Origin of the sequence: Paracoccus sp. (in: a-proteobacteria) (assembly GCF_039808215.1) — a bacterium.
Lineage (GTDB): Bacteria > Pseudomonadota > Alphaproteobacteria > Rhodobacterales > Rhodobacteraceae > Paracoccus.
In genome coordinates, this window is sequence record NZ_JBDHSP010000031.1 from 1 (window position 1) to 13,624 (window position 13,624).

The following is a 13,624-nucleotide window of genomic DNA, read 5'->3' on the forward strand; positions in this document are numbered from 1 at the left end:
CGGCTGCCCGCGATCGCGTGAAATGCGTGCCCGCGATCACGCGAAATCGCTGCCCCAATTCCGCGAAATGCGCAGCACTTCGTGCGTTCAGGGCTGAAATCTGTCCACCGGACAGATTTCCGGGCGCCCTTCACCCCACACCGGATTGTCGATGCCGAGACCCACGAACCACCGGAACAGCAGTTATACTGCATCTGCTCCATCAGCTGCCGCTCGGAGCGGACCGAGAACAGGATCTGGATCAGGCTCGCCCGGATCAGCCGTTCCGGTGGGATCGAGGGACGACCGAAATCGGTGTAGAGCGCCGCGAACTCGCCATCCAGGCTGGACAGAGCCTCATTCACCACCTGACGGATCTTGCGCAGCGGGTGCCGCGCGGGAATGCGATCTTCCAGATCGACATAGCTGAACAGCGACCCGCTCGCCTCGTCAGTCCCGCGCATCCTCACCCCCGCCGTAACCGTGCGCAGGATGAATCATGTTCCGTAAATCAGGTCGAGGGCCGACTTCTTCAGCAGCCTGTTAGTGGGCTTGGTAGCCCGCCACCAAGCTGACCCCCAAGGCGCGGGCCGTGAACCGGGCAGGCAGGCATCGGGCACCTTCACGGACCATGGAGCAAGCGGCGGGCGGCGCCTTCATCTTCACGGCAGGCCCTGTCGCATCAGGTGGCGTTCAAGCGTTTTCATGATGGCAGGCAGTATGGCGGGTATGATTTGAAAACCGCTAACTTTGCCAATTAACTCAATGATACATGGCGGCCGGAATTTCGCCATCGCGGCGATGGCGGAACGGGGCCGCGGTCGGCCCCGCCCCGTTCCGGGTTCAGAAGCAGCTTTCCAGCAGCGCGCGAGTATTTTCCAAGGTCAGCGCCACCGGATTGCCGCCGGTCGAGGGATCGTCCAGCGCCTCGCGCGCCAGCTGGTCCAGATTGTCCTTCGGCACCCCCAGTTCCGTCAGATTGGCCGGGATGCCAAGGCTGGCGCGCAACTCCAGCACCCGCTGGCAAAAGCCGTCAAAGCCGCCCTTGATCCCCAGATAGGCCGCGGCGCGGTCGATGCGATCCTCGATCGCCGGGCGGTTGAAGGCCAGCACCATCGGCATCACCACCGCATTGGTGGTGCCGTGATGCGTGCCGTAATGCGCGCCGATGGGATGGGACAGCGAATGGACCGCGCCCAGACCTTTCTGAAAGGCGACCGCGCCCATCGCCGCCGCCGCCATCATCTGGCCCCGCGCCTCGAGGTCGCTGCCGTCCGCATAGGCGCGCGGAAGGTATTCGTTGACCAGCCGCAGCCCCTCCAGCGCGATCCCCTGGCTCATCGGGTGGAAAAAGGGCGAGGAATAGGCCTCGAGGCAATGGGCGAATGCGTCCATGCCGGTGCCGGCAGTGATGGCGCGCGGCATGCCGACGGTCAGCGCCGGGTCGCAAATGACGACCGAGGGCAGGATTTTCGGATGGAAGATGATCTTCTTCACATGGGTTTCCGAATTGGTCAGCACGCCGGCGCGCCCGACCTCGGAGCCGGTGCCGGCGGTGGTCGGAACCGCGATGATCGGCGCGATGCCCTTGGGGTCGGCGCGCGCCCACCAGTCGCCGACATCCTCGAAATCCCAGACCGGCCGCGCCTGCCCCTGCATGAAGGCGATGAGCTTGCCCAGATCCAGCGCCGAGCCGCCGCCAAAGGCGATCACCCCGTCATGGCCGCCGCCGTGATAGACGGCCAGCCCCGCGGCCAGGTTCTTCTCGTTCGGGTTCGGATCGACCTCGGAAAACACCGCGCGGCCAAGCCCGGCGGCGTCGAGGACCGCCAGCGCCTGCGTCGTGATCGGCAGGCTGGACAGCGCGCGGTCGGTGACCAGCAACGGCCGCGCGATGCCGGCGGCCTTGCAGGCCTCGGGCAGCTCAGCGATGCGGCCGGCGCCGAAACGCACCGCGGTGGGATAGGACCAGTTGGCCTTGTGTATCATGCTTTCACCTTGCGGAAATGAATCGTGCGCGGCCGGGTCACGCCGCGATAGCCCAGGGCCGACATCGAGGCGCCGCGGCCGGTGTCCTTGACCCCGGTCCAGCAGCCGGCCGGATCGACGTAATCGGCGCGGTTGAGAAACACCGTCCCGGTCTCGAGCCGGCGTCCCAGCGCGAAGGCCCGTTCGGCGTCCTGCGTCCAGAGCGAGGCGGTCAGGCCATAGTCGGAATCGTTCATCAGCGCCAGCGCCTCGTCGTCGCCGCTGACCGGCATGATGCCGACGACCGGGCCAAAGCTTTCCTCGCGCATCACCCGCATGTCGTGGTTCACCCCGACCAACACCTGCGGCATCAGATAGGCGCCGCCGTCGTCGGCGGGAAAGTCGCTGGCCGGGATCAGCCCCCGCGCGCCCTGCGCCAGCGCCTCGGCGGTCTGGTCGCGCACGGTTTCCGCGAAGCGCGCGCTGGCCATCGGCCCCAGCGTGGTTTCCGGATCGAAAGGGTTGCCCAGCTTCATCTGCCCGACCCAGGCCGCGGCCTTGTGCACGAAATCGTCGTAAAGCCGCTGGTGGACATAGATGCGCTCGATGCCGCAGCAGCACTGGCCGGCGTTATACATCGCGCCGTCCATCAGCACGTCCACCGCCCAGTCGAGGTCGGCATCCTCCATGACATAGCCCGGGTCCTTGCCGCCCAGTTCCAGCCCGGTGCCGGTGAAAGTGCCGGCCGCCGCGCGCTCGATCGCGGCACCGCCAGCGACCGAGCCGGTGAAGTTCACGAAGCCGAAGCTGCGGGCGCGGATCAGCGCCTCGGTGGTGGCGTGGTCGAGGACGAGATTCTGGAACACCTCCTCGGGCACGCCGCCGGCATGCATCGCCTCGGCGAGACGCTCGCCCACCAGAAGCGTCTGGCTGGCGTGTTTCAGCACCACCGCATTGCCCGCCACCAGCGCCGGCACGATGGTGTTCAGCGCCGTCATGTAGGGATAGTTCCAGGGCGCGATGACCATGACCACGCCATGCGGCACCCATTCGATGCGGCGTTCGAACTGGCCGTCGGACTGCGCCACGATCGGGGCCAGCGCCTGGCCGGCGATGCCGGTCATATAGGCGGCGCGTTCGTTTATGCCGCCGAATTCACCGCCAAAGCGGGTGGGGCGGCCCATCTGCCAGGCCAGCTCCTCGACCACGCGCGCCTTCATGCCGTTCAGCGCGGCGATGCCGGCCATGACGCGGTCGATGCGGGTCTCCAGCGGCAGCGCGGCCCAGGCGGGCTGGGCGGCGCGGGCGCGCGCCACGGCGGCACCGGCGGCGTCAAGGCTCAGCGCCTCGCGCTCGGCGTAAGGTTCGCCGTTCACCGGCGAGATGCAGCGGATCAAGGTCATTCGTCTCTCCTCGTCAGGCCGCGGCCCCGGGCGGGCCGGGCGGCTATGCGCGCGCGCGCGCCCCGCGGTTACGCGCGTTCGAACCCGTGCGCCACCTCCCAATCGGTGACGACCGTATCCATCTGCTGCAATTCCCAGCAGGCGGCGCGGTGGTAATGCTCGACCACCGCATCGCCCAGGGCGGCGCGCAGGAATTGCGAGCCATCGAGCAGCCTCGCGGCGGCGCGCAGCGTCCTCGGCACCTCGCGCGCCTCGCTGTGCTGATACATGTCGCCGCCGATCTCGGGTTCCAGTTCCAGCTTGCGCTCGATGCCGTCGAGCCCCGCCGCCAGCTGCGACGCCATCGCCAGATAGGGGTTCAGGTCGGCGCCGCCGACGCGGCATTCCACGCGCACGCCGCGCGTGCCCTCGCCGCAGACTCGATAACCGGCGGTGCGGTTGTCGGTGGACCAGACCGCCCGGGTGGGCGCGAACATGCCGACACAGAAACGCTTGTAGCTGTTGACATAGGGGGCAAGAAAGATCGTCACATCGGAGGCGTGCTCCAGCAGTCCGGCCATGTAATGGCGCATCAGCGCCGACATGCCATGTTCCGCCGCGGGGTCGAAAAAGACATTGGCACCGCCCTGCATCAGCGACTGGTGGACATGGCTCGACGATCCGGCATGGCGGTGGTCGTATTTCGCCATGAAGGTCGCGGCCATGCCATTGAGAAGCGCGATCTCCTTGATGCCGTTCTTGACCAGCACATGGTTGTCGGCAGTGTCCAGCGCGTCCGAATAAAGGACGTTCACCTCCTCCTGTCCGACATCGGCCTCGCCCTTGGAGCATTCGACCGGGATGCCGGCGCCGTAAAGCCCGTTGCGGATGGCGCGCATCACCGGCTCATGCTTGGTGGTGCCCAAGAGCGAATAGTCCAGATTGTAGCCGCCCGAGGCCTGCATGCCGCGCCAGCCCAGGGCAGACTGCACCTCGTAATTGCCCTCGAACAGGTAGAATTCCAGCTCGGTCGCCATCATCGGCGTGAACCCCAGCGCCCGCGCCCGCGCAATCTGGCGCTTGAGGATGGCGCGCGGCGAGATCGCCACCTCTTCATGGGTGTGGTGGTCCAGCACGTCGCAGATCACCAGCGCCGTGCCCGGCAGCCAGGGGATGCGGCGCAGCGTCGCCATGTCCGGCCGGTGGACATAATCGCCATAGCCCGTCTGCCACGAGGCCGAGGCATAGCCCTGCACCGTGTTCATCTCCAGATCCGTGGCCAGCAGGTAATTGCAGCCATGCGTCTCGACCATGCCCGAGTTCAGGAAATGGCTGGCGTGGAAACGCTTGCCCATCAGCCGCCCCTGCATGTCGACGATGGCGGTGATCACGGTGTCGATCTCACCCGTCGCCACCGCGGCCTTCAGCTCCTCCAGGGTCATGTTGCCCGGCATCTCTCGCTCCCTTGCACCGAAAGGGGGCGGCCCCGGCGGGGCCGCGCCCAGGATAGTTGCGCGCCCCGGCCCTCAGCAGCGATAGGGGTTGCCGGCCTTGGCCATGACATCGTTGTATTTCTTGAAGATATCCACAACCTGGCGCTTGATCTCGCTTTCGGCCGCGATCTCGTCCCAGAACTTGCGGGCGGCATCCTCGACCTTGGCCCATTCATCGGCCGGGATGGTGGTCAGTTCCAGCTTGGGCCCGTTCACCCGCAGATCCGCCTCGCCGCCCCAGTACCACCACTGGCGATAATAGTGCGACTGCTCGAAACAGACCTTCATCAGCTCTTTCAGATGGTCCGGCACCTCGTTCCAGCGGTCCTGGTTGGCAAAGAAATGCCCGATCCAGGCGCCCGAGATCGGATTGGTCAGGAAGTATTTCGTCACATCCGCCCAGCCCACCGTATAGTCCTCGGTGATGCCCGACCAGGCCACGCCGTCAAGCCCGCCGGTCTGCAGCGCCACCTGCACGTCCTCATAGGGCAATTGCTGCGGCACCACGCCGAACTGCGCCAGGAAGCGCCCCGCCGTCGGGAAGGTGAAGATGCGCAGCCCGTTCAGGTCCTCGAGGCTGTTGATCGGCCTGGTGGTGGCAAAGTTGCACGGATCCCAGGCCCCGGCCGAGATGTGCTGCACGCCGACCTTGGCGTATTCGTCCTTCCAGATCTTGTCGAGCCCGTACTGGTTGAACAGCACCGGCACATCCAGCGAAAAGCGCAGCGCCAGCGGGAAATAGCCGCCGAACACCGTCACCTCGGTCGGCGACTGCATCGAATCGTCATCGGACTGCACCGCGTCGATGGTGCCCTGCTGCATGGCGCGGAACAGCTCCGACGTGGGCACCAGCTGGTCGGCGAAATACAGCTCGATCTGCATCTGGTCGCCAGCGATCTTGTTGAAACTGTCGATCGCCGGCTTGCACACATGCGCCCCCAGTGCCGCGCCCGCATAGGTCTGCATGCGCCACTTGATCGGCGCGGGCTGGGCATGGACGGCCGGGGCGGCCAGCACCGCGGCCCCGCCCAATGCGCCGGTGGTCAGAAACTTGCGTCTTGTCGTCGTCATTTCTTCCTCCATGTTTGAATCCGGGGCGTTTCTCGCCCGCTTGCGTCAACTTCCATAGACCTGATGCGGCAGCCACAGGGCGATTTCCGGAAACCACATCACGATGGCCAGCGTGACGATCATCAGCACCACGATCGGCCCGATCGAGCGATAGATGTCTGCCAGCGTGACATGGTTGGGCGCCAGCGCCCGCATCAGGAACAGGTTATAGCCGAAAGGCGGCGTGATATAGGCGATCTGGCAGGTGATGGTGTAAAGCACACCGTACCAGATCAGCACGTCCTGCGGCGGCATGCCCAGATCCAGCTTGGCCACCAGCGGGATATAGAGCGGCGCCACGATCACCAGCATCGCGGTGTCGTCCAGAAACATTCCCATCAGCAGGAAGGACACCTGCATCAGGATCAGGATCGACCACGGCCCCAGTTCGAGGTCGCGCAGGAACAGGTTCTCGATCGCGTTGACCGCGCCCAGCCCGTCAAAGACCGCGCCAAAGGCCAGCGCCGCCAGCAGGATCCACATGAACATGCAGGACACGCCCAGGGTGCAGGTGATGCAGGTCTCGAATACCTCTTTCGTCATGCGCCCGCGCAGCACCGCCACCAGCGTCGAGACCGCCGCCCCGATCACCGAGCTTTCCACCAGGCTGGCCCAGCCATAGATGAACGGCCCCATCATGGTGACGAAGATCACCAGCGGCATGAAGCCGGCGGTCAGCAGGCGCAGCCGCTCGCCCCAGGGGACGTTGCGCTCCTCCCGCGGCAGCGGCGGGCCGAGCTTGGGGTTCAGCCCGCAGCGGATCACCACATAGACGATGAACACCGCCGCCATCAGCAGGCCGGGAAACACCCCGGCCAGCCACAGCTGCCCCACCGGCTGGCGCGCGATCATCGCATAAAGCACCAGCACTACCGAGGGCGGCACCAGGATGCCCAGTGACGATCCGCCCTGGATGATCCCCGTGACCATCACCTTGTCATAGCCGCGTTTCAGCATCTCGGGCAGGGCGATGGTGGCGCCGATGGCGAGCCCCGCCACCGACAGCCCATTCATCGCCGAGATCAGCACCATCAAGAGCACCGTGCCGATGGCCAGCCCGCCCGGGACCGGCCCGAACCAGACGTGGAACATGCGGTAAAGGTCGTCCGCCATGCGCGTCTCGGACATGACATAGCCCATCCAGACGAACATCGGCAGCGTCAGCATGGGAAACCAGTTCATCAGCTTGATGGTGCTGGTGAAGGGAATGGCCCAGCCCCCCGCCCCCCACAGCATGCCCCCGGCCAGCGCCGCGACAAAGCCGATGACGGCAAAGACCCGCTGCCCGGTCACCAGCAGGATCGCCATGCCTCCGAACATGACGACGGCGATCAGATCATGCGACATCAGATCTCCTCCCCGCGCAGGAAGGCGATGTCGCGGATCAGAAAGCAGACCGACTGCAGGATCATCAGGAACACGCCGATGCAGATGATGATCTTGATCGGCGCCATGTAGGGCCGCCAGACCGTGCGCGACCTTTCCCCGTATTCGAAGGCATAGATCGTGCTGTCGATGCCGCCGTAAAGGATCACCCCCAGAAAGAAGATCATCGTCAGCACGGTAATGGAATCGACCAGCGCGCGCTGGCGCGGCGACCAGCGGCCATAGAGCAGGTCCATGCGCACGTTCGAGCCGAGCTGCAGCGAATAGGCGCCGCCCAGCACGAAATAGCCGACCATGATGAACTGCGCCATCTCCTGCGCCCAGAGCGGCTGGGTGAACAGCGCCTTGGCGATGATCGACCAAAGCAGCACCGCCGCCAGGGCAAAGAACAGGTAGTTCGCAAAGCGGCCGACGCGATAGTTCAGCGCCTCGGTGACGCGCACGAAGGTGATCAACCAGCCGGGCATCAGTGCAATCCTTCGTTCGCAGGCATTCGGGACAAGGCTTCCTCCAGCAGGGGCGCAAGCCGATCCGCCATCGCCCGCTGGGCATCGGCATCGGCGATCAGATCGTTGCGGATTTCCAGCATGGCGTGGCGCAGCCCGTGCGGGGTGGCGTGCAGCCGCAGCGTGTGGGCAACGCCATCCGCGGCGGAATAGGGCTGGTTCAGCGCCGTCAGCAACCCCAGCCGCGGACTCGCGGCCTCGGCCAGGGCGCGGGCATAGCTGGCGTCGGCATCGTGGATGATGCCGAACTGCACCGCGCGCGGCTTTCCGAACCACTGCGGGGTGAAGCTGTGCACGGTGACCAGGACCGGCCGGTGCCCGCGGGCCAGCATGCGCGCCAGCTGCCCGGTCAGCGCCGCCTGGAAGGGCAGATAGACCGCCTCGGTCCTGGCCAGGCGCGCGCCGGCGTCAAGGTCGCGGTTGCCGGGAATGTCATAGACCTCCGAGCGCGCCGGCATCGCCGCCAGCGCATCGGGCGGGCGGTTGCAGTCATAGACCAGCCGCGACACCGTCGCCGCCACCAGGGGCGAGCCCAGCCGGTCGGCCAGCCCCCGCGCCACCCCCAGCGCGCCGGGGTCCCAGGCGACATGGGCCATGCGCGCCTCGGCATCGAGGCCGAGCGTGCCGAACCCCTCGGGGAAGGCATTGGCGGCATGTTCGCAGACGAACAGGAACCGCCCCGCCGATTCCGCATTGTGCAGTTCTGCAACCTTGCCCATGCACACCCCCCGCATCCTTTCTGCAGGGTTTTCCGGCGACCCCCCTTCTGTCAACATCTTTTCAGCGCAAATTAACCTGTTACAATCATTTCGGTCGCGGGAGCGCGGCTTGCCACCGCCGGCAGAGAGGTTGCGGATGCCAGAACCGACCATGCTTGAGCGGCTGCATGCCGCCGCCGGGGTGCTGACCCCGGCCGAAAAGCAGCTTGCCGCGCATCTGCGGCGCAATTACCCGGTGGCGGGGCTGGCCTCGATCACCCGGCTAGCGCGGGCGGCGGGCGTCTCCTCGCCCACGGTGGTGCGGCTGGTGCAGAAGCTGTCCTTTCGCGGCTATCCCGAATTCCAGACCGCCCTGCGCGAGGAACTGGCGGCACAGCTCGTCTCGCCCCTGGCCAAGCACGAACGCTGGTCGGGCGCCGCCCCGGACGGGCATATCCTGAACCGCTTTGCCGCGGCGGTGGCCGGCAATCTGCAGGCGACGCTGGGCCAGGTCGACCCGGGCGAATTCGACCGCAGCGCCATGCTGCTGGCGGATCCCCAGCGGCGCGTGCTGGCCACGGGCGGGCGAATCACCCATGCGCTGGCCGATTATCTGTGCACGCATCTGTCGCTGATCCGGCCCGGGGTGACGCTGATCGCTGACGCCGCCACCGGCTGGCCGCCGGCGATGCTGGACCTGCGGCCCGGCGACGTGCTGGTGGCCTTCGACATCCGCCGCTATGAGCAGGCGGTGCTGGCGCTGGTCGAGATGGCGGCGGAACTGGGCGCCGAGGTGGTGCTGTTCACCGATCAGTGGATCTCGCCGGCCTCGGCGCGCGCCGGCCACACTTTCGCCGCCCATGTCGAGGCGCCCTCGGCCTGGGATTCGAATTCGGTACTGATGGTCCTGGTCGAGACGCTGCTGGCCGCCGTGCAGGCCCAGACCCGCGACGAGACCCGCAGCCGCATGGCCCGGCTCGAAACCCTCTATGAGCGTAACCGCCTGCACCGCCGGCGCTGATTCCGGGCGGCGCTGATTTCCTTGGCCCGCCCGCGGCATCGCGGGCTATACTCGGCCAAGAGATCCGATGGACAGGGCGCCATGCAAGCAGCGATCGACCCCGCCCAGCCGGTGCTGGTGACCGGAGCGACCGGCTATCTGGCCGGCTGGATCATTCGCGAACTGCTGGCGCACGGCGCCACCGTGCATGGCACGGTGCGCGACCCCGGCGATGCGGCGCGGCTGCGCCACCTGCAGGCGCTGGCGGAGGCAGGGCCGGGCCGGCTGCGCCTGTTTGCCGCCGATCTGCTGGCAGAGGGAAGTTTCGCCGCCGCCATGCAGGGCTGCTCCATCGTCATGCACACCGCCTCGCCCTTTCGCACCCGGGTTGACGACCCGCAGCGCGATCTGATCGATCCCGCGGTGCTGGGCACGCGCAACGTACTCGAGCAGGCGCGGCGCTGCCCCGGCCTGCGCCGGGTGGTGCTGACCAGCTCCTGCGCCGCAATCTATACCGATGCCGTCGATTGCGCCGCCGCGCCCGGCGGCGTGCTGACCGAGGAGATCTGGAACAGCACCGCCGCGCTGGACCATGAGCCCTATTCCCTGTCCAAGACCCTGGCCGAGCGCGAAGCCTGGCGCATCGCCGCCGAGGCGGGCTTTCACCTGGTCGCGATCAACCCCAGCCTGATCATGGGCCCGGCCATCGGCGGCCGGCCGACATCCGAAAGCTTCAACATCATGCGCCGCGCCGCCAGCGGCGAGTTCCGCTTTGGCGCCCCGCGTCTGGGTCTTGGTTTTGTCGATGTGCGCGACGTGGCACGCGCGCATCTGGCCGCCGCCTTCCTGCCGCAGGCGGCGGGGCGCAACATCGTCTCGGGCCACGATTCGGACCTGCTGTCGGCGCTCTTGCTGCTGCAGGATCGCTATGGGCGGCGCTATCCGCTGCCCCGGCGCGCCGCGCCCAAGGCGCTGCTCTGGCTGCTGGCGCCGATGTTCGGGCTGACGCGGCGCTATGTCAGCCGCAATGTCGACATCCCCTGGCGGGCTGACAATGGCAAGGGCCGGCGGGAACTGGGGCTGAGCTATCGGCCGCTGCGCGAGACCATGGAAGAGATGTTCCAATACATGATCGACAACGGTTGCCTGTAAGTCACCGCATCAGTCCGGCCGGCGCGGGAGCAGAGCCGTCGCACAGCCCCGCCATCGGCCGGGGGACGCCCAGTTGCCGCTCGATCGCCGGCCAGGCATCGGGATCGCCGTGCGGGCAGGTCTCGGCGGCAACGATGGCCAGCGCCTCGGCCAGCCTGGCCCGCTGCGCCCCCGACATGGCGCAGCCGTCACGGCTGTAGAGGCATTCGATCAGGCCCGCGACCTCGGACCCGTTCAGGCTGACGCGCGCGCCAGCCTGCGGCACCCGCAGCAGGGACGCGATCCAGCCGGTTGCCGGCGCGCCCAGGTCGATGCGGCCGGGCAGCCGCCAATGCGTGCCGATCGCGCGCGCCAGCGGTTCCGGCATCACCAGCTCATGCACGAAACCGTCCGCAACCCCGGCGGGCTGGCCGGCCGCGCGCGCCGCCAGCGCCAGGCGATCGCGCAGCCCTGCCTCGACCGCCAGCGCCATCTTGCCGCCCGCGGATTGCACAGCCCTCAGGCCCCAGCTGTCCCCATAATGGCCGCCCGGCGCCGAGGCATCGGCGATGATGACATGCAGCGGCCCCGACAGCCGGCCCCCGGCCCCGGACAGGGCGTCGATCAGCGCCAGATACAGCGTCACCGCACCGCGGTTCTCGACCGCGCCGCCGTCGGTCACCCAGAAACGCCGCCCCTCGTGCCCGTCGGCGGTGACATCGATGGCGGCATCGGGAAAGACCGGCGGAAAGTTCGAGGCCAGTGCCGCCGCTCGCGCGATCGAGATGCCGGGCTGGTTCAGCGTCACCAGCCAGCGCCGGTCCCGGCCGTCGGCGCCCTGCCCCAGCGCCGGCAGGTTCGTCAGCGCCAGGCGCCCGCCCGCCACCGACCCGTCCAGATCGCCGTCGCAGGCGCGGGCGCGCGCCGGCAGGCTGGCCTTCCCCGCCGCGCAAGGTGCATCTGCGGTGTCGAAGCGCCCCAGCAACGAGGTGTTGAAGATCGCCGCAAAAGGCAGATCGTCCATGCTGGCCGCGCCCAATGTGCAGACGAAGCTCTCGGCCAGGACATTGCCGCTGCGGCTGCGCGCCGGCGGATACCAGCCCTTGACCCGCGCATAGGGCCGGCCCGGCTCGCCGCAGGCATCGTTGCGCCAGCTGTAGCGGCCATAGGCGACGCGCATGCTGCTTGCCTCGGCCAGGACATGGTCGATGAAAGGCTCCGTCATCGCGCGGCCGAATGCCTCCCAGGCGCGGGCATCGAAGCGGGGCGTGCGCAGGCTGCCGTGATGGGCGGCGAAATATCCCAGCGCCGCCGCCCCGCCCGAGACGCCGCTGACCGCGACCAGGTTGCAGATCTGCCCGTCCGCCGCCAGCCCGCGCAGCACGGCAAAGCCGTGCATCGCCGCGCGCGTGCCGCCGCCCGACAGCGCCAGCGCGATGCGCGGCGCGCCGCGTTCGGGCGCGCCACAGGCCGAGGCAGGATGTTCCTGCCCCTCAAGCGCCGCGGCCAGGTCGAAACTGCCGTCCGGGCCGGGACGCAGCAGCAGTTCCGGCGGCTGGATCGTGGCGAACAGCCCGACATAACCCGGCAGCAGAAGAATGGCGAAGGCCAGCGCCGCCGTCAGCGCCGGATAGATCGCCGCCGTGCGCTGCACGTCGCGTACCAGGCTGAGCGAGGTGGAACTGTCCTGTTCTTCGGCCAGGGCGCGCAGCCGGGTGGTCAGCTGCTGCGGCGTGAAGAAGGCCAGCGCCACCCGGCCGGCGGCATATTGCGCGCCGTGCAGCCCCTCGACCTTGAAGCGGCCGGCGCCGTGCAGGGCCAGGCTGCGCCCCATGGCCTGCACCTGCGACAGATCCGAGCCCGGCCCCGCCTGCGCGGCGGCCGCATCCGGGCCGGTGGCGCGTTCCTCGGGTTCAAGCACCACGCGATAGCCAAAGCGCCCGGCGGCGGTGCCGGCCAGCAGCGGCAGCAGCCGCCGGGCGAGGAACAGGTCGCACCAGAAACCGTAAAACCAGGCGGTCACGAAGGCGAGCGCCAGATAGATCTGGACCACCCAGGTGTCGGAGGCGAATAGATAGGTGACGTAATGGACCTCGCCCAGCCGCAGCAGCGCCACGGCGATCAGCAGCCAGGTCAGCAGCCGCTGCGGCCCGGCAAAGAACAGCCGGCCGACGGTCTCCAGCAGTTCCAGCAACCGCTCATGGATCAGCCCCAGCGCCACCAGCAGCCAGGTCGCGCCGGTCAGCGCCGCCAGCAGCCACAGCTCGCCCTGCCAGCCGCGGCCAAGCTGGTCGCGCGCCGCCTCATCGATGAACAGCAAGAGCATCGCCGCCGGCAGCAGGATGCGGTCGGGATAGCGCATCAGCGCCACCACGCCCGCCACCGAAAGCACCGCGCTGTCGGTGGCCAGATAGCGCTCGCGCGGGGAAAACAGATCGACATTGCCCAGAAGCGCTGCCAGCGCGCCCGGCGGCGCCCGGCGCAGCAGTCGGCCCGACAGCCAGCTTGCCAGGGCAAGGCCAATGCCGGTGGCCAGCACGATGGCCACGCCGACATGCAGCTGCAGCCCCGGCTCGGAAAAGCTGTCGGCGCCCGCCAGCGCCAGCAGCACCGCCGAGATCGCCGCAAGCACCAGCATGTAGCCGGCGCAAAGCCGCGGCAGATAGCCGCTGCCCCGCGCGCGGCGCACCGCCCGCATGCAATCGTCATGCACCAGCGCAAGACCGGCAATCCCGGCCAGCGCCAGCGCCAGTTGCGGCCCGCCAAGGCGCGGCGCCGGGCCAAGCGCCATGGCCAGCACCGCAAGCATGGCCAGGACCGGCAGGTGCCAGACCACGCCCGCGGGCAACAGCAGCATCCACAGCCATGCCCGGCCCTCGGGCTGCGGGCGGTTCATGCGCGCATCAAGCCGGCGCCAGCGCCGCACCAGCCATTTGACGAAACGGTCGAACCAGGGATCGTTGCGCGACAT

The 13,624-nt window shown here is 68.0% G+C and carries 10 protein-coding genes and 1 pseudogene; 2 read left to right on the forward strand and 9 right to left on the reverse strand.

Annotation, left to right across the window (positions count from 1 at the left end):
• Positions 1-135: 135 nt before the first annotated feature.
• From WMK75_RS11210 to WMK75_RS11245, 8 genes and pseudogenes are all read right to left on the reverse strand, one after another.
• Positions 136-443 (reverse strand): annotated as a pseudogene (locus tag WMK75_RS11210) (transposase); the annotation flags it as partial.
• A 379-nt stretch (positions 444-822) separates the two neighbouring features.
• Positions 823-1,968, reverse strand: a complete 1,146-nt coding sequence (locus WMK75_RS11215; protein WP_347267760.1) for an iron-containing alcohol dehydrogenase — start codon at positions 1,966-1,968, stop codon at positions 823-825.
• Positions 1,965-3,350 carry an aldehyde dehydrogenase family protein gene (locus WMK75_RS11220; protein WP_347267761.1) on the reverse strand — a complete coding sequence of 462 codons (1,386 nt, stop codon included), beginning with the start codon at positions 3,348-3,350 and terminating at the stop codon, positions 1,965-1,967. The genes WMK75_RS11215 and WMK75_RS11220 overlap by 4 nt, the downstream gene beginning before the upstream one ends.
• A gap of 68 nt (positions 3,351-3,418) precedes the next feature.
• Entirely contained in the window at positions 3,419-4,783 is a 1,365-nt protein-coding gene (locus WMK75_RS11225) for a glutamine synthetase family protein (protein WP_347267762.1), read from the reverse strand.
• 72 nt (positions 4,784-4,855) lie between these two features.
• Complete coding sequence (locus tag WMK75_RS11230) at positions 4,856-5,893, reverse strand: TRAP transporter substrate-binding protein (protein WP_347267763.1); 1,038 nt, start codon at positions 5,891-5,893, stop codon at positions 4,856-4,858.
• 45 nt (positions 5,894-5,938) lie between these two features.
• Positions 5,939-7,279, reverse strand: coding sequence for a TRAP transporter large permease subunit (locus WMK75_RS11235; RefSeq protein WP_347267764.1), 1,341 nt, complete (start codon positions 7,277-7,279; stop codon positions 5,939-5,941).
• Entirely contained in the window at positions 7,279-7,785 is a 507-nt protein-coding gene (locus tag WMK75_RS11240) for a TRAP transporter small permease subunit (RefSeq protein ID WP_347267765.1), read from the reverse strand. The genes WMK75_RS11235 and WMK75_RS11240 overlap by 1 nt, the downstream gene beginning before the upstream one ends.
• A complete protein-coding gene (locus tag WMK75_RS11245; RefSeq protein ID WP_347267766.1) occupies positions 7,785-8,543 on the reverse strand; it encodes an N-formylglutamate amidohydrolase in 759 nt (252 codons plus the stop codon). The genes WMK75_RS11240 and WMK75_RS11245 overlap by 1 nt, the downstream gene beginning before the upstream one ends.
• A 136-nt stretch (positions 8,544-8,679) precedes the next feature.
• Here WMK75_RS11245 and WMK75_RS11250 point away from each other — a divergent pair, with 136 nt between their 5' ends.
• Both WMK75_RS11250 and WMK75_RS11255 read left to right on the forward strand, forming a co-directional pair.
• Positions 8,680-9,543: a MurR/RpiR family transcriptional regulator gene (locus WMK75_RS11250; RefSeq protein WP_347267767.1), complete on the forward strand. Its 864-nt coding sequence runs from the start codon at positions 8,680-8,682 to the stop codon at positions 9,541-9,543.
• Positions 9,544-9,624: 81 nt separating this feature from the next.
• Positions 9,625-10,674, forward strand: a complete 1,050-nt coding sequence (locus WMK75_RS11255; RefSeq protein ID WP_347267768.1) for an NAD-dependent epimerase/dehydratase family protein — start codon at positions 9,625-9,627, stop codon at positions 10,672-10,674.
• A gap of 1 nt (position 10,675) precedes the next feature.
• Here the strand turns inward: WMK75_RS11255 and WMK75_RS11260 are convergent, their stop codons facing one another.
• Positions 10,676-13,624, reverse strand: coding sequence for a hypothetical protein (locus tag WMK75_RS11260; RefSeq protein WP_347267769.1), 2,949 nt, complete (start codon positions 13,622-13,624; stop codon positions 10,676-10,678).